Source organism: Labrenzia sp. VG12, assembly GCF_002237595.1.
In the GTDB taxonomy this organism is placed as follows: domain Bacteria; phylum Pseudomonadota; class Alphaproteobacteria; order Rhizobiales; family Stappiaceae; genus Roseibium.
In genome coordinates this window covers 2023389-2041019 of the sequence record NZ_CP022529.1, presented here as the reverse complement: position 1 = coordinate 2041019, position 17631 = coordinate 2023389, and the positions used below count along the sequence as shown (strand labels likewise).

The following is a 17631-nucleotide window of genomic DNA, read 5'->3' as shown; positions in this document are numbered from 1 at the left end:
CAGCAAACGCTCAACGCCGTCTCCAGGACGCTGGCTATTTCCGCTCTACAGACCGGCTGATCTCGGTGATGACACCAAAGGCCACGGCAGCCATGACCTTCAGGAGGCCGCTGTCGATCGCCTGTTCCGGACGCATGTTTCCAAGAAACAGTCCGGGGCGAGGCTCGGTTATGATGTCCATGGCAACGCTGATGGCCAGGCCAACCTGCATGCAGCCAAGGAAAAATACAACTCCAGCGATAAACGTTCCCAATTTTGTAAAGGGCATTGCGAAGTCTCTCGAAGTCTAGTGCATGCCTTTGAGGTTACCAATTGTTATTGTTATTGCAAGTATAAAATCGTAAATTACTGAATGATGAAAATTTTATACAATTTATCTTATAAGTATACTGAGAATTCAAATGTCCAATCTCCTTCTAATATTGAGGAAAAACAAAATATTACGTTGTGGCACCAAAGGGCGTAAGCCGTGATGGGCTGGCAGTTTCGTATTTTCTTGCTCGAAAACGGACGCAGCTGCACCTTGAGTGAACACGCCTTGGCACCTGGAGATGGAGTTCGGTCCGTATGGCAGTCAGGCCCGGCAAAAAGAGGTTCTTCCCTGCACTTTCGTGCCGGGAAGAACCTGCGCGTTCCGGCTGACGCGAGCAGGTGCCGCCAGGTGGCCTCATCGTGTCTCTTCAAAGCGCTCCCCCTTGAAGGTCCTGACCGGGTTTCCGCGCTCCAGCTGCCTGTGTTTCCGGTTGTGATCGGATCTGTTTTGGGCGGCCTGCTCCTGGCTTTTCAGGAGGAAACGGGCTCGCAAACGGTCCAGCGCCACCTGCCGATTACGATGCTGGGAGCGTTCATCGGTTGAGTGGGCCGAGACGCCGGTCGGCATATGGGTGATCCGGACGCCACTGTCGGTGGTGTTCTGGTGCTGCCCACCCGGTCCGCCGGCCCGAAAGGTCTCGATGCGCAGGTCTTTTGGGTCCAGCCGGAGGTCGCCATGTTCCTGCCGGGTCACGGGAAAGACGCCGACAAACCAGTTCTGCCGCTTGCAATGCGGCCGGAACGGGCTCTTGCAGGTCCACTTGACGGTGCCCGACCAGACACTGGCAACATTGTCTGCATCCGGTCCCGTCAACGTGACCAGGGCCGACGCCGGATCGCGTTCGCAGCTGCTGTCCGGAACGGTGGCGCAGAAGCGAAGCCCTTTCAGCAACGCTTCCCTCTCGATCCTGCGCAGCACAAGCGCAACAGCCCTGCGGCACTCCCGGGGACCGTCACCGCTGGTCACCAGAAGGTGTTGTTGTGAAGCTGAGTTCATCGCAGCCCCCTGCGCTCGATCTGGCGCCTGCGTTTGTCCTGCCGGGCGCTTTCAAGCGCCTGCGGAACGGCCCTTTTGTAGGTGAGTAGCGGTTTCAGGCTGGCAACCGGGGCAGCGAGACCCGTCAATTGCAGGTCATTGAGGACCTGGGACGGGTCCTTGTAGGCATTCGGCGCTTCCTCGATCAGCAGCTGACGATCTTCGCAAACGACGATCCCGCCGAATGAAGTCCGGGCGAGTTTCTCCCGGGCCGACCTTGTGTCACCCGCCCGTCCGGCCATGGAGCGGCGGTCGAATTTGCGACCTGCGCCATGGGCAAGGGAGGCCAGTGCTTGCGGGCGCCCGCTGCAGGGGGCGAGCAGATAGCTGAGCGCATCGCGTGATCCGGCGAGCGGCACAAGCGCCTGGTCGGCCTTCGCTGCCCCCTTGCGGTGCAGAAGGCCGTCTCCACGATCCTCGATGAGATTGTGCGGGGCGTCGGCGACAAGGCTGACCTCGCAGCGCAGGGCGTCAGCCGCCCGTTCGGCAATCAATGCCCGGTTCAGGGTAGCCCATCGGACCGCCTGGTCATGCGCTTCCAGATAGGACTTTCCGTCGGCGCTTTCCGGGTCAAGGCCGTCGAACCGGTTCAGCACTGTTTCAAACACTGCCATGCCCAGCGAACGGGAACCGGAATGAACCAGGAGAACGAGGTCCCCCTTGGCAAGGCCGGCGGCCTTCAGAGCGCAGGCATCGGCACTGTCGTCAATTTGCTGGACCTCGCAGAAGTGATTGCCGCCGCCGATCGTGCCGAGCGCCTGGCCGTGAAGATCGCCCGGCAGGTCGCTGGCTGCAAGGCGCGCCCTGGAATTGCCGCCCCAGACGCCTTCGAGCTGGCGCAGCCTGGCGGCGGCCTTGTCCAGCCGCAGCTTGCGGGCGGGCAGGCTGAGCGCATAAAGGCTCATGCCGCAGCCGATGTCGTTGCCGATCAGCTGAGGATAGATCCGGTCCGCCAGGATCGCCGCGCCGACCGGTCCGTATTTTCCGGGATGCAGGTCCGGAAAGGCAGCGACGGCAGACACGCCGGCCAAGCCGGCCACAAGGGCAAGCTGGTCTTCCGCAGCGCCTTCGATCCAGGCCTGACTTGAATAAAAACGATGGATGGGCGCCGCGCGCTCTTGCGCAGCTCCAACCTTTTGAGAAGTGCCCATGTCGGGAACCTTTTTGAAAACGGGTAAAGCACAGGGTCAGGCCTTGCCTGTCCTGATGTGCCTCCGGCGCACCGCGAACGCGGATTAGCGGAGGGGGGCTGCCCTTGAGGGCGCGCGGTGCATGGTCGTCATGTCCGGTGTCCCGTTTTCAAAAGAAATCGTTGGTGCCGCTTGTCGCGGGTGGAAGGGAGATAGGCGCCCGCTCGAGCGGGCGCAAGGGTCTTTCAGGCGGAGCGCGATCGAGGCTCCGCTCCTGTGGCAAATCGGTCACGGGTCTCTGGACGCAAAAAGGCGGCCGAGGCCGCCCTTCAAGAGGTGCCAGTTGAAGCCGTGTCAGCCGATAATGCCGTTCAGCGTCGCGCTCGGGCGCATGACCGCATCGACCTTGGCCTGCGGCGCATGGTAGTAGCCGCCGGTGTCGGCTGCACCGCCCTGAACGCCATTGAGTTCGGCCACGATGGCGTCCTCATTGCTGGAAAGGGCTTCGGCGACGGGTGCAAAATGCGCCTTCAGCTCGGCGTCCTGGTCCTGGGCGGCCAGCGCCTGGGCCCAGTAGAGCGCGATGTAGAAGTGGCTGCCGCGGTTGTCGAGGCCGCCCACCTTGCGGGCCGGGGACTTGTTGTTGTCGAGCAGGCCTTCAATCGCCTTGTCGAGCGCGTCGGCCAGGACCTGGGCCTTGGCGTTGTCCTTGACGTTGGCAAGGTGCTCCAGGGAGGCGCCGAGGGCGCAGAACTCTCCGAGCGAGTCCCAGCGCAGGTAGTTTTCTTCCTGCAGCTGCTGCACGTGTTTCGGCGCAGATCCGCCGGCGCCGGTCTCGAACAGGCCACCGCCATTCATCAGCGGAACGATGGACAGCATCTTGGCCGAGGTGCCGACTTCCAGGATCGGATAGAGATCGGTGAGGTAGTCGCGCAGGACGTTGCCGGTGATGGCGATCGTGTCTTCACCGCGGGCGATCCGCTCGGTGGAGTATTTGGCCGCTTCGGTCGGTGCCATGATCTTCAGGTCCAGACCGGACGTGTCGTGGTCCGGCAGATAGGCATTGACCTTCTTGATCAGCTCCGCGTCATGACCGCGGGTTTCATCCAGCCAGAAGACGCCGGGCATGCCGGAGAGGCGGGCGCGGGTGACGCCGAGCTTGACCCAGTCGCGGATCGGGGCGTCCTTGGTACGGCAGGCGCGCCAGATGTCGCCTTCTTCAACACCGTGCTCGATCAGGGTGGTGCCGGCGGCATCAACGACCCGGATGGTGCCGTCGGCCGGGGCCTTGAAGGTCTGCGGGTGAGAGCCGTATTCCTCGGCCTTCTGGGCCATCAGGCCGACATTCGGCACCGTGCCCATCTTGGCCGGATCAAGCGCGCCATTCTCGCGGCAGAAATCGATGACAGCGGAATAGACACCAGCATAGGACGAGTCCGGGATCACGCATTTGGTATCGGCTTCCTTGCCGTCCGGGCCCCAGCCCTTGCCGCCGGCGCGGATGACGGCCGGCATGGAGGCGTCGATGATGACGTCGGAGGAGACATGCAGGTTGGTGATGCCCTTGTCGGAGTTCACCATGTACATGGCCGGACCGTTGTCGAGCGCGGCCTTGATGTCTGCCTGGATTTCGGCGGCCTTGTCGGCAGGCAGTGTGGCAACCTTGGTTTCCAGGTCGCCGATGCCGAGATCCGGATTGACGCCGAGCTCGGCAAAGGTGGCAGCGTGCTTGGCGAAGACGTCCTTCAGGAACACTTTCACGCAATGGCCGAAGATGATCGGGTCGGAGACCTTCATCATGGTCGCTTTCATGTGGAGCGAGAACAGGATGCCCTGGTTCTTGGCGTCCTCGATCTGCTGCTCGAGGAAGTCGGCCAGCGCGCGCACGCTCATGTAGGTCGCGTCGATGACGTCACCGTCTTCCAGCGGCCAGTCACCCTTCAGCGTGGTGGCGCTGCCGTTCTTGGCAACGAATTCGATTTTGGCGGTGCCTGCGGAGGCGGCGCCAACGGTCACGGATTTCTCGTTGGAGCGGAAATCGCTTTCGCCCATCGTGGCGACATGCGTCTTGGAGGAGCTGACCCATTCCCCCATGCGGTGCGGGTTCTTCTTGGCATATTCCTTGACGGCCTTCGGTGCGCGGCGGTCGGAATTGCCCTCGCGCAGCACCGGGTTCACGGCGGAGCCCTTGATGGCGTCATAGCGGGCCTTGACGGACTTTTCCTCATCCGACTGCGGATCGGCCGGATAGTCCGGCAGCTTGTAACCCTGCTCCTGCAGTTCCTTGATGGCCGCGTTCAGCTGCGGCTGGGAGGCGGAGATGTTCGGCAGCTTGATGACATTGGCGTCCGGCTGCTTGACCATTTCGCCGAGCTCGGCAAGGTCGTCCGACTGCTTCTGGTCGTCGGTGAGATAGTCCGGGAAGTTCGCCAGGATACGGCCGGCCAGCGAGATGTCGCGGGTGCCGATGGTCAGCCCGGCAGCCTTGGTGAAGGAGCGGATGATCGGCAGGAACGAGGCACTTGCCAGTTCCGGCGCTTCGTCGACCTTGGTGTAGATGATATCAGCCATGGCGGTCACTTTTCCCGGTGTTCGAAGTGGGTCTTTCGGGGCGGCACGACACCGGCCCGACTGGAATTTCGACTAGCGTATACAATTGTACGCAATCAATTGAAAGCCCTTCGGAAGGCGTAGGGCGAATTGTCCGGCGGTGTTCTAGCAAACGGGTGGGAAAAGGCAAAGGGAGAGGGGGTTAGTCCCAGTCTCTCGTGGCGGGAGCGCCATGCGCCTTGGCGTATGCGCGTATCATGCATTCGACTTCTTTGCGTGAGAGCTTGTAGCCACTAAGCATTATACATAAATCGCGTTTGTTGAATACTTTTCGCGGTTCACGCGAAGTATCTCCAAGCGCCGAGGGGGGAGGTGATGCAACTCATCTACGTCGAGAAGAGCATAAATGTAGCCTCCAAAGGGAGCCACAAAGTGTGCACTGATAGGCGTTCGAATACGCGCTACTGCATGCCACGGCATAAACGAGCGTTCATAATAAATTCCTTCCGGAGTGAGCTCTAGCAGCGGCTTGTTGTTGAAGTTAGAGAATCGATAAATATAACCAGAAATTAAAATCAGGAAAATTATTGAACTTGCTATCAAAAAGATTCCAGAAAATTCAAATATTTTTCCTTCGTTAAATTCTTTATAAATTACTTTAAAAAATATGATCTCTACGAATAGAAGGATCAAGAAATAGGACGAGTATTTTGTTGCGGAGCGATAAAATTTTCGCTTTTTACTTGTGTCTATTACCATATCAAATATCGCCGGTATCAAATTAGCGATTTGATCATAGACCCGCGCGGTTAAATAAAAGTTGTGAAGGAGGTCGTGGTGTTCTTATGGGTGTGGCGCGGCAGTCGGCTGCTCGCACTCCGGCATTATTGTTCGGCAGGCGCTCCATGCGCCTTGGCGTAGGCGCGGATCATGCGCTCAACTTGCTTGCGCGAGCTTTTATAGCCGTCAAGCAGGATGCAGATATCGCGTTTGGGGAACACTTTCGTCGGTTTGCGCAACGTGTTTCCAGATGCTGAAGGGTTTTTCGTGTAGTGTAGTTCATCCGTGTAAAGCACAAGATACTTTGTAGAGACGCGCGCTAAATAGAGCACTCGAATGCGCGTGACAGCGTGCCAGGGGACGAACCAATGTTGGTGTACGTAAGTAATCCCATCCGGACTGAGTTCTAGCCACGGCTTGTCATTGAAATTTGTCAATTGATAGAGCGTCACTAAAACCAATACAAGGAGAAATATGGTGACAGAAATTGCCAATATTCCTTTGTCTTCGAAGATCTTTCCTTCAACGTATTCGTTGTAGGTGGCAAGCAGCATTCCGAAGGTCATGGCAAGTACTATTAAGAAACTTGCGGTGAATTTTGTTGCGGAGCGATAAAATTGTCGCTTTTTACTTGTATCAATTTCCATATCAAATTTCGCTGGTATCGAATAGGCGAATTGACCATAGACCCGCTCGGTTAATCAGGCGTTGTGAAGGAAGTCGTTGTGTTCTTTTGAGTGTGGCGGGCCTGTCGGCAGTTCGCACTCCAGCACTATTCTACTGCCGGCGCTCCATGCGCTTCGGCATAGGCCAGGACGACCGACTGCAAGTCCCTGAAGGACACACCAAAAGCCATCGGGTTCAGGCAATGCCCTTGTGCACCGACCAGCGCATTTGCGAGCCGGTAGGTCTTGTAGAGGGCAGACTGATTCAAGGTGGTCTCGAAGGTCTCGTCGAGGTCCAGTATGATGAAGGAGGAGCCGCGGCTTCGCCAGGTGGATATCCCGGTGATGTGGGCCCAGGGCAGCCAGTCCGCTGAAATCCGGGTGTCGCGGATGCCCTCGGGGCCGATCTGGATGGCCTGATCGGGCTTCAGCAGCAGGCGGATCGCGCCAAAAAGGCCGAGACCGCCGAAAAACGCCATGCAGACAATGCCGAGGATCCGGCCGTCGCCCTCGCTGCCGGGAGCGTCGAAGACGCCCGTTGTCAGCACGTAACCAAGACCCACGAAGGGGATGCTCAGGCTCAACAGCAGCAGCGTCCTGGCAAGGGAGCGTTTGAAGCGGAGCGTTTCCCCGGGATCGATCATCATGCGGGAGAGATATCCTCTTTAAAAAAACATGACAAATCTCGGTTTATCAGAAATGCCCTATGGTCGTGAGACCCGGGAGCGGGCATTCACTCCCAGTCCCTGGCTGCCGGGGCGCCATAAGCCCGCGCGTAAGCTTCGACAACGTGCAACAGCCTGCGATGGGAGCCGGTCAGATTGGAGGCGAGCAAGGCGACATCTCCATAGCCCCAGAACTTGTTGTAGCGGTGGAACCGACGTTTCGAGCTGCGCAGCGTGCGCAGTGCTGTCTCATCAACATGCAAAACGACATAGTGGAGCCGCCCTTTGTTAACGGATCGGGTTCGCTTCAAGACACGCCTAATTTGCGACCACGGTATCGGAGCTGTCACGCAGCGTTCGTCGAAAACACCGTCCGGACCGATGATGACCGGAGGACGGTTCAGGCGTGCAAACCTGACCAGATAGAAAAGGAACATGCTGGCGAAAATGCAGAGAAAAATCACCGGAAGAAGAACCGGAAGAAGACGATGTGCGCCCTGCGCTCCAGATTCCTGCCATATGGCGATCGTCATGAAAGCTGCAATGCATGTCGCGATTGCCCCGAACGCCAGATAATAGAGTGTCTTGCCCATGGAATAATGGATTTCCGTTGTTCCGGACGTTTCAACGATGTCTGGCGGCGATGAAAGAAACAAGGTGGGCCTGCTCGTGTGAATGACGCAAATGAAAGCGTTTTCTACCGATCCACCTTCCAGAAATCCACCGCTCCGTCCGGAAATCCCGCCAGCACCCGGTCCAGCTCCCGCTCATCGATGGAGGACCGGCGCAGGGCGGTCGCAACGTCCTCGATCGCGCTTTCCGGGGCCAGGTTGTGATCCTTGCGGACGGATTTCATTTCCCGGATCAGTGCGGCCCGGTCCGAAAAGGGCGGCGGGCTGTCTGAGAGCGTCCAGTCCTCGACGAAGATGGCCCGTGGCACGGCCGGCAGCACATTTGCGAAATCAAGAGCCTGCTGGGCGGTCAGGTGGCTGCGGAAGGTGTGCAGCACGGCGCGCAGCGTGTGATAGGCCTGATGATGGGTTTGCAGCATGCAGGTGTTGCGCACGTCCTTGATGAAGGCGTCGAAGTCCCGGGAAGCGAGGAAATAGGTCTGGGGCATCGGCATGGCAGGCACCGGGCAGGATTCGGTTGTCCTCCAGTCTGTCCCGGCATTGTCTGTCTGTCACCTGCAATGCCTGTGCCTTGATGCCAGGCCATGCGCCGCGCGCTGTGACCTGCTGAACAAGAAGGCTCATCTGATGGGGTTTCATGCGCCTTGCCGGTATCCGGATCTTCACTTTGCCACGCTTGCGGTGACGCTTGACGGTACGAGAGGTCAGAACCCCTCCCGTTGTTCATTCTGGAGGCCGTTGCGGTCCGGTTAGGTGTGCTTTCCTGGCTTTTTTCGCCGTGGTTCTTGCATCTGTCTCCGCCTTGCTGGCGAGAGAGGCGCGGCATGCAGCGTTCGTGACGCCCGGCATGCCGATCGTGATCACAAGGCAAGGAGCGCGAAGTAATATCCGGTCAGGAAACTGGGAACGCCAACGTCAAGAACTGCTGCGGACCTCTCCGTGAGTTGGCGGTCACTTCAACATTACCGTAACGAACGTGTCATAAGATCTTGACCTCGCAAGCACAGGGAGGCAGCGGCAATGACTCTTACCGCTAAAGGGACCGAGCCGGGAGCCACTGAGAGCAAGCCACTATTCGCAAAGACCGCAAAGGCGTCTTTGTTCAAGAAGAGATCGGATGAAAAAATCTCTTCAGCTTCAAGTTCTTGCAGGACATGGAAGGTTGCCATCGTTGATGACGATGAGCAGGTGCACCAGGTCACCAAGTTGGCTTTGTCCGGCTTTTCGTTTCGGGGTGACAGGCTCGAGCTTGTTCACGCCTATTCCGGAAAAGAAGCAAGGGAGCTGTTTCAGGAGCACCCGGACATAGCGGTGCTGTTGCTGGATGTCGTGATGGAAGACGACCATTCGGGTCTTGAGTTTGCCAAACATGTTCGGGAGGAACTCAAGAACGCTCATGTTCGGATTGTGCTGCGAACCGGCCAGCCGGGGCACGCCCCCGAAAGCAGAATTATTTCCGATTATGATATCAACGACTACAAAGAAAAAACCGAACTGACTGCACAAAAGCTCTACACGCTGATGTTTTCCTGCCTCCGTTCCTACAGAGACATCATGGCCCTGGAGCGCAACAGACGGGGGCTGGAGCACGTCATCTCGGCCTCTCAAGACATTTTCACGCATGACTCCATTTCCACTTTCGCCGAAGGGGTCATGGAACAGATCAGTTCTCTTCTTTATGCGGACCAGGGGGCTCTCATGTGTGAGCTGAATGGTCTGGTGACACATGAAAACCGGGCGGGGATAACCTTTCTGGCAGGCACCGGCAAATTCGAAAACAAGGAGGGAAAGGTTCTCAATGACTTTCTTCCCGGCGAGGTTCTAAGCCGCCTGAGCCTGGTAGAAGATGACTCGGGTAGCATCGAGGTTGGAGATCACTTCCTGTCCTACCTGTCCACCAAGGATGGTCATCGAAATATTCTGCTTATCTCCGGGGTCAGGTTTGCTCACCCCTCGGAGCGAAGGATCATGAACCTGTTCTGCCAAAACGCTCTCATTGCGTTCGATAATCTCAATCTCAGAGTCGAAATTGAAGAAACGCAAAGGGAACTGGTCTACCGGCTGGGGGAAGCCGTTGAGACCCGCTCAAGGGAAACCGGGAACCATGTGCAGCGGGTCGCCGAGTTTTCGAAGATACTCGCTCTCAAATCCGGGATGTCTGCAAGAGATGCCGAAATCTTGAAGCATGCCTCGCCAATGCATGACCTTGGGAAAATCGGCATTCCAGATTCCATTCTGAACAAGCCGGCAAAGCTGACGGAGGAAGAATGGGAGATCATGCAGAACCATGCGTCTCTCGGCGCCCAGATGTTGGGGAATTCAGACAGGGAAATCCTGAATGTTGGGGCGATAGTGGCCCTCGAGCACCATGAGAAATGGGATGGCACTGGCTATCCGAATGGAAAATCCGGCGAGGAGATTTCGCTGGTCGGGCGGATCACGGCGATCACCGACGTTTTCGACGCTCTGTCCAGCGATCGCTGTTACAAGAACGCCTGGCCGCACGACGAAGTCGTTCAGTATCTCATTTCTGAAAAAGGAAAGCACTTTGATCCCGACCTTGTGGATCTGTTTATTGAAAACATGGATGAGATGAGATCGGTTCAAAGCCGATATCCATAGGTGGGGTTGGCGGAATCTGTCTTCCGGGCGTGCGGGGCGAGCGCAAGACGAACTGCGTGTGAGACAAAATACTCGTACTGGATCAGCGGGGCGTTTTGTTCCAATGGTGGAAAAAGACGAAATAGCGCAAAATCGTGTTCTGAAGATCATCACGGAAAACACGAAGCACGGCATATCGTTCTTTGACCGGGACCTGGTGCTGGTTGCCTGTAATCATCGGTTTGCTGAACTGTTGCAGTTCCCGAGCGCGTTTTGCGAACCGGGAACGCCCATGAGGGACCTCTTCTATTTCAACGCGAGACGCGGGGAGTACGGCCCGGGTGATATCGATGAGCAAGTAAGCCAACGAATGGCGTTGGCACGTGAGTTTTCCGCTCACAAGTTTGAGCGCGTGCGCCCCGACGGTATGGTTATCGAAGTCATTGGTACACCGATAGACGAAGGCTTTGTTACGACCTACACCGACATTACCGAGCTGCGAAAGGCTCAGAAAAACCTGGTGGAAGCCGAAAAAATGGCTTCACTTGGCTCCCTCGTCGGAGGGGTGGCGCACGAAATCAATACCCCGTTGGGTATTTGCATTACGGCCGTGTCGCACTTTCAGACACAAGTCGCACAGCTTGATGCCCGTTTCCGGTCAGGTGAAATCACGGAAGACGATCTCACCGAATTCATTTCGACGGCACGGGAGGCAACCCAGCTCCTGGAAACCAACATGAACAGAGCCGCAAGGCTCGTGAAAAGCTTCAAGCAGGTAGCCGTTGACCAGACATCTGAGGAAAGGCGCAAGATCGACCTGCTCAAGTATTTTGAGGAGGTCCTGGTCAGTCTTACTCCCGAGTTGAAGAAAACCAGGGTCAAGGTAAACCTGGAAATACCCGATGGCTTGTCGATGGATACGTATCCCGGGCCCTTGGCGCAAATAACGACCAATTTGATAATGAACAGTCTCATTCACGGTTATGCGGGTGGGACTGAACATGAGGGAGCCATAAGGATTGCCGCGCTACAGGAACAGGAAAACCGGATCCGCATCCAATACGAAGATACGGGGCGCGGAATAGAGGCCGACGCCCTTGGAAAAGTATTCGATCCATTTTTCACAACAAACCGGGACAACGGTGGAAGCGGGCTGGGCCTTCACATTGTCTACAATCTGGTCACCCAGAAACTCGCAGGCACCATCGAGTGTGACAGCAAGCCTGGTTCGGGAACAACGTTCACGCTGTCACTTCCGGTGAGTTGACCCCCGGATTTCTCCTGCTTGGCCGGGAAAGAGAAGTCGTCGAATGAAGCCATGCCGGCCCGTCGGGCTCAATTGAGCACCCGCGTTTGTTTGTACTTGGAGGTAATGCGCTCGAAGTCGCCACTGTCCTTCATGGCTTTCAGCTCCGCGTTGAAGGCGGCAACGAACTCTATCGGGACGCTCTTCTTGGCGAACATGATGTAGTTGGGTTCTGAGGCGACGACGACGTTGGTAGCCTTGATCTTGTCACTGAGGCGCAGCTTGCCAATTTCGGCGGTGATGACGAAGGTTTCTCCGAGGACGGCATCCACCCGGCCGAGCATCAGTTGTTTCAGATTGAGTTCCTGGCTGTCGGTTGTCTCGATCTGGTCCGCATAGGTGTTCTTCAGTCCGGGAAAATCACCGCCATAAGCGTATTCGCGGATAACGCCAAGGCGATGGCCCTGTTCGAAAAAGGCTGAGAGCGTGCTGTAGGAGGGCTCGGTTCCGGCAGCGACGAACAGGATTTCGTCGGCATTTATATAGGGTTCGCTGAAATGGGCGAATGCCTCTCTGTCCGGTGTCTTGGTGACAGGCGTTGCAAGGTCCACCGTGCCGTTCTGCATGGCTTTCAGATGGCGGGCCCAGGGCAGGGGCACCTTGGTGAGCCGGCAGCCCATCTTGTTGAGGATGGTTTCGATGACTTCGAAATCCATGCCGCTGACGGTATCACCCTCGACGATGTTGTAGGGTCTGTAGTCTCCAGCCCCCGCGATCAGGGTGCCGTCCCGCGGACAGTCTGCTGCATGGGCAGACTGACCTTGTTGTGCAACGCAAAGCGCAAACAGGACGAACGTCACTGCGAAGGACTTGCTGGTGATGGGGCGCTTTAGGAGCCTGCACATGTGTAAAACATGACTTTGAAACGTGAAATTACTCTTGATCGAAATGTATAAATGTCAAAACAGTTTTGATCATGATAGAATTACTTAATAAGATAAAGTGGTGCAGACCCAATCTGCACGCAGGACCTGTAACAGAAGGGACGCAGAGCCTGTCCACACCCGTCTGTTCGTTTCCTTGATGCCTGGATCAGCGACCACGGACCGCAGGGCTGTACCCCGGAGGCGCCGATCTCCTTTGTCTATTCGGCTGAAACGCGCAGCAGTTTCAAGGCACGGGCGTTTCTGGACCTTGCGCGGGTGGCCTTTCGACGTTGATATGTCGGTCGGCAACTTCCCATTTTCGGCAGAACCGGGTACATCCCCCGCCCATGAGCAAAAACGCACATATCAGAGATGAAGCCCGGGTCGTGACCGCCCGGCCGCCGGCGGTGATCCTGTGTGAGCCGCAGCTTGGTGAAAACATCGGCACCGCAGCGCGGGCCATGGCTAATTTCGGCCTGGTCGATCTCAGGATCGTCAATCCGCGCGATGGCTGGCCGAGCGAAAAGGCACGCGCGGCCGCCAGCAGGGCCGATCACGTCATCGACAAGGTCCAGGTGTTCGACAGCGTCGAGGCCGCGATTGCCGATCTGCAATTTGTCTATGCCACCACGGCGCGTTCACGCGAAGTGCCGAAACCCGTGCGCGGGCCGGATGAAGCGGCGAAAAAATCTGTCGAACTTGGCGAGACGGGGGCCGCCACCGGCTATCTGTTTGGCCGGGAGCGCTGGGGCCTCAACAACGAGGAAGTGGCGTTGGCCGACGAGATCGTCACCTTGCCGGTCGACCCGGATTTTGCCTCGCTCAACATTGCCCAGGCGGTGCTGGTCTGCGCCTATGAATGGCGCAAGACGGCAACTTCCGGTGCGCTGCCCTTTATCCTGTCGGAAGAAGAGCATCCGCCGGCAAGGAAGGACGACATCCTGCGCTTCTTCGAACATCTGGAAGGTGCACTCGACAAGGCAACTTTCTTCCGCCCACCGGAACGGCGCCCGCATATGGTGCGCACCTTGCGCAACATCTTCCAGAAGGCGGAACTGACCGAACAGGAAGTCCGCGCGCTCCGCGGTGTCATTGCAAGCCTGGAAAAACGCGAAACCCGTCCGCGCAAGGACAGGGGTTCTTCAGAAAGCGAAGACTAGGAGCGGGCGTGAGCGACACGGGACCGGTTCTGTTTTTCGATTCAGGTCTTGGCGGGCTCACGGTTCTGCGCGAGGCGCGCTACCTGCTGCCCTACGAGCAGTTCCTTTACGTTGCCGATGATGCCGCCTTCCCGATCGGACGCTGGCAGGAGACGGAGCTGAAAGCACGGCTCCTGACGCTGTTTGACGATTTGATCGCCCGCCATGCCCCGAAGGCTGTGGTCATTGCCTGCAACACGGCTTTCACGCTGGCTGGAGAAGCCCTGAGAGAAGCCCATCCCGGTCTGCCTTTTGTCGGCACCGTTCCGGCGATCAAACCGGCGGCAGAACGGACGTCTTCCGGGCTGATTTCGGTTCTGGCGACACCTGGGACCGTGCGCCGGACCTATACCAAGAGCCTGATCGACAGCTTTGCCGGCAAGTGCCATGTGCGTCTGGTCGGGTCCGACGCGCTGGCAGAGCTTGCCGAACGGCATCTGCGCGGCGACAGGGTCGCTGACGAAGAGCTGCTGGCGGAGATTTCCGACTGTTTCCTGGAGCAGGACGGACTGCGGACGGATATCGTCGTGCTCGCCTGCACGCACTATCCGTTTCTCGCCAATCGGTTCCGCAAGATTGCCCCCTGGCCGGTTGACTGGCTGGATCCGGCCGAGGCCATTGCCCGCCAGTTGGTGCGTGTTCTGGGTGAAGGGGCCGCGACGCAGCCGTCGCAGGGGCCGGACCGGGCTGTCTTCACGTCGAACCCGAAGGAGGCCGCGCTGATCCGGCTTCTGGCCGGCTTCGGGCTGGCTCTCGTCTGAAGGCTGGAAAGGCTCTGAAACCCCAACCCAGGGCGTCATTCTGAGGAAGCGCATTCGCGCTGTCTCGAAGGATGGGCCACATGCACCTGAATTTGCAGCCGGTCCTGCGAGACGCGGGCGGGCGCGCGCCTCGGGATGACGCTGAACAAGTGTTTACGCTGCGCTTGGTTGGCTTTACGCCGCCAGGCTCTTGACCACGAGGCCGTCGTCGGAGCGTTTGGCTGCCCGTTTCAGTTCCATGATCTCGTGGTTGAGTGTCTCGGGATGCACGGTCGTTCCCTTGGGCAGGCTCAGGATAGAGATGGAGCACTGCAGCAGAGGAAACTGCCGCGTGGTGCCAAACCGGTCCTGAGCCTCTATGTAACCACGTTCCCGGTGCTCGGGCTCGTAAAAGCTCTCCACATCGAGCCGGAAAGCGCGTTTCAGCGCAAGCATGCGCGCGGCGACATCGGTCTGGTCGATGTTGTGAAAACCGACGAAGAAATCATCGCCGCCAATATGTCCGTGAAAGGTGCCGGATCCGGAAATGTGGCGTTGAAGCAGTTCGCCGAACAGGATGATGGCCCGGTCCCCCTGACGATAGCCGTAGGTATCGTTGAACGGTTTGAAATTGTCGAAATCGAGATAGATCAGATGCCGGTCCTGTGTGCCCTTGCGCGCGGATTCGGCGATGAACCTGGCAACGGCGCCATTGCCGGGCAGGCGGGTCAGCGGGTTCTGGTCCTGCGCCTCCTGAAGGCGCTTTTCATGAATGATCTTCAGAAGCGACGTTGCCGACAGGAAACCGGCGTAGCGAAAATTCTCCGTGATGATGATGCCGTCCGAGTTGATCGAGGAGGCAAATGTCACCAGGAGCATGTCTGCATTGGAATCGATGTCGGCGATCGGACAGGCACGAACAAAGGAACGCAGGGGAAAATCGAGCGCGGCCTTGGCGTCGTCGTCATCCGGGCCCCCGGCGTAAAGATAGGCCTTGAGATCGCGCTCGTGGATCAGCCCGCGGGGCTCGTTGTTGCTGTCCAGCACAGGCACCACGCTGGCATCCTGGTTGTGGACCACCATGTCGAGCAATTCGTTCATGGAAGCGTCGAACCGGATCGTCGGCAACTGGACGAGTTCGTTGCGGATGCGGTCCTGTTCCTCGCGCCGCTTGCCGCCGGTACCAGGCGCGCGCACGTGATCATAAAAAAGCTTTGCGGCAGAGGCCTTCTGAAACGGCCTGGCGACAAAATAGCCCTGGATCAGGTCGCAGCCGGCTTCCCGGCACGCCTTGAATTCGCGTTCCGTCTCCACGCCTTCTGCAATCACCCTTGCGCCCAGCACATGGGCGAGGTTGGCGACGGTGGTGACAAACAGTTTTCGGCGGGCATCGCTGTCGATGCCATTCAGGAAAAACCGGTCGATCTTGACATAGTCGGGCGACATGTCGTGCAGCAGGCGCAGTTCGGAGGACCCCCGGCCGAAATCGTCCAGCGCAATCAGGAAGCCGATCTGGCGCAAGTCGTTGATCGCGTGATGGGTGAGGTCGGTGAAGGTCTGCTGATGGCGTTCGGAAAACTCCAGGCAGATCTGGTTCACCTGAAGTCCGGCAGCGGAAACGATTTCGCTCAGATGCATGCGCGGGTCGTTTTCCTCGCCGAGGTCGCGTCCGTCCAATTTGAAATAGAGTTTGGTGCCCTGCGCGATCTTCAGGCTGGCGAATCGGGCGAGGGCCTTTTCGACCAGTTTTGCTTCCAGCTCCGGCAGATACCCGGCCGCGTGCGCGTCGTCGATCAGGTCATCCACCGACCGGGCCCCGACCTGATCGCAATTGCGGATCTGGGCTTCATACCCATAGACAACGCCAGTGCCGATATCGACGACCGGCTGAAGGGCATAATCGAGCGCAGCGAGCGTGTCTTTCGGCGCGCAACAGATCACACCGGTATCGTCCGGTTCTGCCTGCAGAGCTGATTGACTGTTCGCTGACATGCTTGATCCCGTTGCCTCGTTCGGCCGATGTGCTTCCACTTGTGTGATGGGTGTCTGAGGGTGCCGTCTCCCTGCTATTATTCTCTAGGGTTGTAACGGCGATTGCATAGTGAAAAGCTGCAATTAAAATTTCCTAAATGTATGCATTGTTTTCCGCTTCTTGTGAACGTAACGTCATCAATTAGGGGTGGATATCCTTTTAGATGCGATCTGAACGCTGGGCTTGTCCAACAAAAACCGGCGAAATCGGCGTGCATGAGCCGGCATTGCCCGTTCTTCCATTGACATTCCCGGGCCCTTTCTGTATCTCCGCGCGGTCCGGTGGGCTTTGCCTTCCGGATCTACGCACCCGTGGGCATCCGGCCGGCGCCGTCTAGCCGGGTCCCTGTCGATCCGATCTTCCCGCAAAAGCAGGTTGTGACGATAAAGGAGGGCGCGTTTCCTTTTAAATAACAACGCGAATTCAAAGGAAACCGCGATATGTCGAAGCGCCATAGCGTTAAGTACAAAATCGACCGCCGGATGGGCGAAAACATCTGGGGTCGTCCGAAGAGCCCGGCCAACAAGCGTGAATACGGCCCGGGTCAGCACGGCCAGCGCCGCAAGGGCAAACTGTCCGACTTCGGTATTCAGCTCCGCGCCAAGCAGAAGCTGAAAGGCTACTACGGCAACATTTCCGAGAAGCAGTTCCGCAAGGTTTACGCTGAAGCGTCCCGTCTGAAAGGCGATACGTCTGAAAACCTGATCGGTCTGCTGGAGCGTCGCCTCGACGCCGTCATCTACCGTGCCAAGTTCGTTCCGACCGTGTTTGCTGCCCGTCAGTTCATCAACCACGGCCACATCAAGGTCAACGGCAAGCGCGTCAACATCCCGAGCTACCAGCTGCGCCCGGGTGACGTGATCGAAGTCCGCGAAAAGTCCAAGCAGCTCGCCCTGGTTCTGGAAGCTGTCCAGTCCGCAGAGCGTGACGTGCCGGATTATGTCGACGTCGACCACAACAAGATGACCGCGACCTACGCGCGCATTCCGGGTTTCTCCGATGTACCTTATCCGGTGCAGATGGAACCGAACCTGGTCGTCGAATTCTATTCGCGCTAATCAGCGCCGAATACGGTTTGAGGGGAAGGGCCCGCCATCTGGCGGGCCTTTTCTTTTGA

At 57.8% G+C, this 17631-nt stretch carries 16 protein-coding genes; 5 read left to right on the top strand and 11 right to left on the bottom strand.

The features are described 5' to 3' along the window. Nucleotides 1-34 precede the first annotated feature (34 nt). From CHH27_RS27605 to CHH27_RS09545, 9 genes are all read right to left on the bottom strand, one after another. Nucleotides 35-268, bottom strand: coding sequence for a hypothetical protein (locus tag CHH27_RS27605; protein WP_157738834.1), 234 nt, complete (start codon nt 266-268; stop codon nt 35-37). A gap of 399 nt (nt 269-667) precedes the next feature. Continuing rightward, entirely contained in the window at nt 668-1309 is a 642-nt protein-coding gene (gene prfH, locus CHH27_RS09580; RefSeq protein WP_094071385.1) for a peptide chain release factor H, read from the bottom strand. Further along, entirely contained in the window at nt 1306-2499 is a 1194-nt protein-coding gene (locus tag CHH27_RS09575) for an RNA ligase RtcB family protein (RefSeq protein WP_094071384.1), read from the bottom strand. The genes prfH and CHH27_RS09575 overlap by 4 nt, the downstream gene beginning before the upstream one ends. Before the next feature lie 333 nt (nt 2500-2832). Continuing rightward, a complete protein-coding gene (locus CHH27_RS09570; protein ID WP_371681841.1) occupies nt 2833-5058 on the bottom strand; it encodes an NADP-dependent isocitrate dehydrogenase in 2226 nt (741 codons plus the stop codon). Between the two features lie 270 nt (nt 5059-5328). Further along, a complete protein-coding gene (locus CHH27_RS09565; protein WP_094071382.1) occupies nt 5329-5787 on the bottom strand; it encodes a hypothetical protein in 459 nt (152 codons plus the stop codon). Nucleotides 5788-5912: 125 nt separating this feature from the next. Further along, a complete protein-coding gene (locus CHH27_RS09560) occupies nt 5913-6455 on the bottom strand; it encodes a hypothetical protein (protein ID WP_157738833.1) in 543 nt (180 codons plus the stop codon). Between the two features lie 125 nt (nt 6456-6580). Beyond that, nucleotides 6581-7120, bottom strand: a complete 540-nt coding sequence (locus CHH27_RS09555; RefSeq protein WP_094071380.1) for an STM3941 family protein — start codon at nt 7118-7120, stop codon at nt 6581-6583. Nucleotides 7121-7206: 86 nt separating this feature from the next. Then, nucleotides 7207-7794 (bottom strand): STM3941 family protein, encoded by a 588-nt coding sequence (locus CHH27_RS09550; RefSeq protein WP_094071379.1) that lies wholly within the window; start codon nt 7792-7794, stop codon nt 7207-7209. 41 nt (nt 7795-7835) lie between these two features. Continuing rightward, a complete protein-coding gene (locus CHH27_RS09545; RefSeq protein WP_094071378.1) occupies nt 7836-8264 on the bottom strand; it encodes a DUF2267 domain-containing protein in 429 nt (142 codons plus the stop codon). Between the two features lie 526 nt (nt 8265-8790). Here CHH27_RS09545 and CHH27_RS09540 point away from each other — a divergent pair. Together CHH27_RS09540 and CHH27_RS09535 are read left to right on the top strand one after the other, a co-directional pair. Then, entirely contained in the window at nt 8791-10392 is a 1602-nt protein-coding gene (locus tag CHH27_RS09540) for a DUF3369 domain-containing protein (RefSeq protein WP_094071377.1), read from the top strand. Between the two features lie 103 nt (nt 10393-10495). Further along, nucleotides 10496-11638 carry a PAS-domain containing protein gene (locus tag CHH27_RS09535; RefSeq protein ID WP_094071376.1) on the top strand — a complete coding sequence of 381 codons (1143 nt, stop codon included), beginning with the start codon at nt 10496-10498 and terminating at the stop codon, nt 11636-11638. 68 nt (nt 11639-11706) lie between these two features. Here CHH27_RS09535 and CHH27_RS09530 read toward each other — a convergent pair whose 3' ends face one another. Beyond that, nucleotides 11707-12477 carry an ABC transporter substrate-binding protein gene (locus CHH27_RS09530; RefSeq protein WP_208988747.1) on the bottom strand — a complete coding sequence of 257 codons (771 nt, stop codon included), beginning with the start codon at nt 12475-12477 and terminating at the stop codon, nt 11707-11709. A 413-nt stretch (nt 12478-12890) separates the two neighbouring features. Between CHH27_RS09530 and CHH27_RS09525 the strand changes: the two genes are divergently transcribed. Both CHH27_RS09525 and murI read left to right on the top strand, forming a co-directional pair. Beyond that, a complete protein-coding gene (locus CHH27_RS09525; protein ID WP_094071374.1) occupies nt 12891-13703 on the top strand; it encodes an RNA methyltransferase in 813 nt (270 codons plus the stop codon). 8 nt (nt 13704-13711) lie between these two features. After that, nucleotides 13712-14503, top strand: coding sequence for a glutamate racemase (murI, locus tag CHH27_RS09520; protein WP_094071373.1), 792 nt, complete (start codon nt 13712-13714; stop codon nt 14501-14503). A 174-nt stretch (nt 14504-14677) separates the two neighbouring features. Here murI and CHH27_RS09515 read toward each other — a convergent pair whose 3' ends face one another. Then, nucleotides 14678-16474, bottom strand: a complete 1797-nt coding sequence (locus tag CHH27_RS09515; RefSeq protein ID WP_094071372.1) for a GGDEF domain-containing protein — start codon at nt 16472-16474, stop codon at nt 14678-14680. 480 nt (nt 16475-16954) lie between these two features. On the opposite strand from CHH27_RS09515, the gene rpsD reads away from it, so the two are divergent. Then, nucleotides 16955-17572: a 30S ribosomal protein S4 gene (gene rpsD, locus CHH27_RS09510; protein ID WP_094071371.1), complete on the top strand. Its 618-nt coding sequence runs from the start codon at nt 16955-16957 to the stop codon at nt 17570-17572. The last annotated feature ends 59 nt before the right edge of the window (nt 17573-17631 follow it).

Coding starts and splice junctions, on each gene's coding strand:
- CHH27_RS27605 (WP_157738834.1), bottom strand. CDS start 268: ATGCCCTTTACAAAATTGGGAACGTTTATCGCTGGAGTTGTATTTTTC.
- prfH (WP_094071385.1), bottom strand. CDS start 1,309: ATGAACTCAGCTTCACAACAACACCTTCTGGTGACCAGCGGTGACGGT.
- CHH27_RS09575 (WP_094071384.1), bottom strand. CDS start 2,499: ATGGGCACTTCTCAAAAGGTTGGAGCTGCGCAAGAGCGCGCGGCGCCC.
- CHH27_RS09565 (WP_094071382.1), bottom strand. CDS start 5,787: ATGGTAATAGACACAAGTAAAAAGCGAAAATTTTATCGCTCCGCAACA.
- CHH27_RS09560 (WP_157738833.1), bottom strand. CDS start 6,455: ATGGAAATTGATACAAGTAAAAAGCGACAATTTTATCGCTCCGCAACA.
- CHH27_RS09555 (WP_094071380.1), bottom strand. CDS start 7,120: ATGATGATCGATCCCGGGGAAACGCTCCGCTTCAAACGCTCCCTTGCC.
- CHH27_RS09545 (WP_094071378.1), bottom strand. CDS start 8,264: ATGCCGATGCCCCAGACCTATTTCCTCGCTTCCCGGGACTTCGACGCC.
- CHH27_RS09540 (WP_094071377.1), top strand. CDS start 8,791: ATGACTCTTACCGCTAAAGGGACCGAGCCGGGAGCCACTGAGAGCAAG.
- CHH27_RS09535 (WP_094071376.1), top strand. CDS start 10,496: ATGGTGGAAAAAGACGAAATAGCGCAAAATCGTGTTCTGAAGATCATC.
- CHH27_RS09525 (WP_094071374.1), top strand. CDS start 12,891: ATGAGCAAAAACGCACATATCAGAGATGAAGCCCGGGTCGTGACCGCC.
- CHH27_RS09515 (WP_094071372.1), bottom strand. CDS start 16,474: ATGTCAGCGAACAGTCAATCAGCTCTGCAGGCAGAACCGGACGATACC.
- rpsD (WP_094071371.1), top strand. CDS start 16,955: ATGTCGAAGCGCCATAGCGTTAAGTACAAAATCGACCGCCGGATGGGC.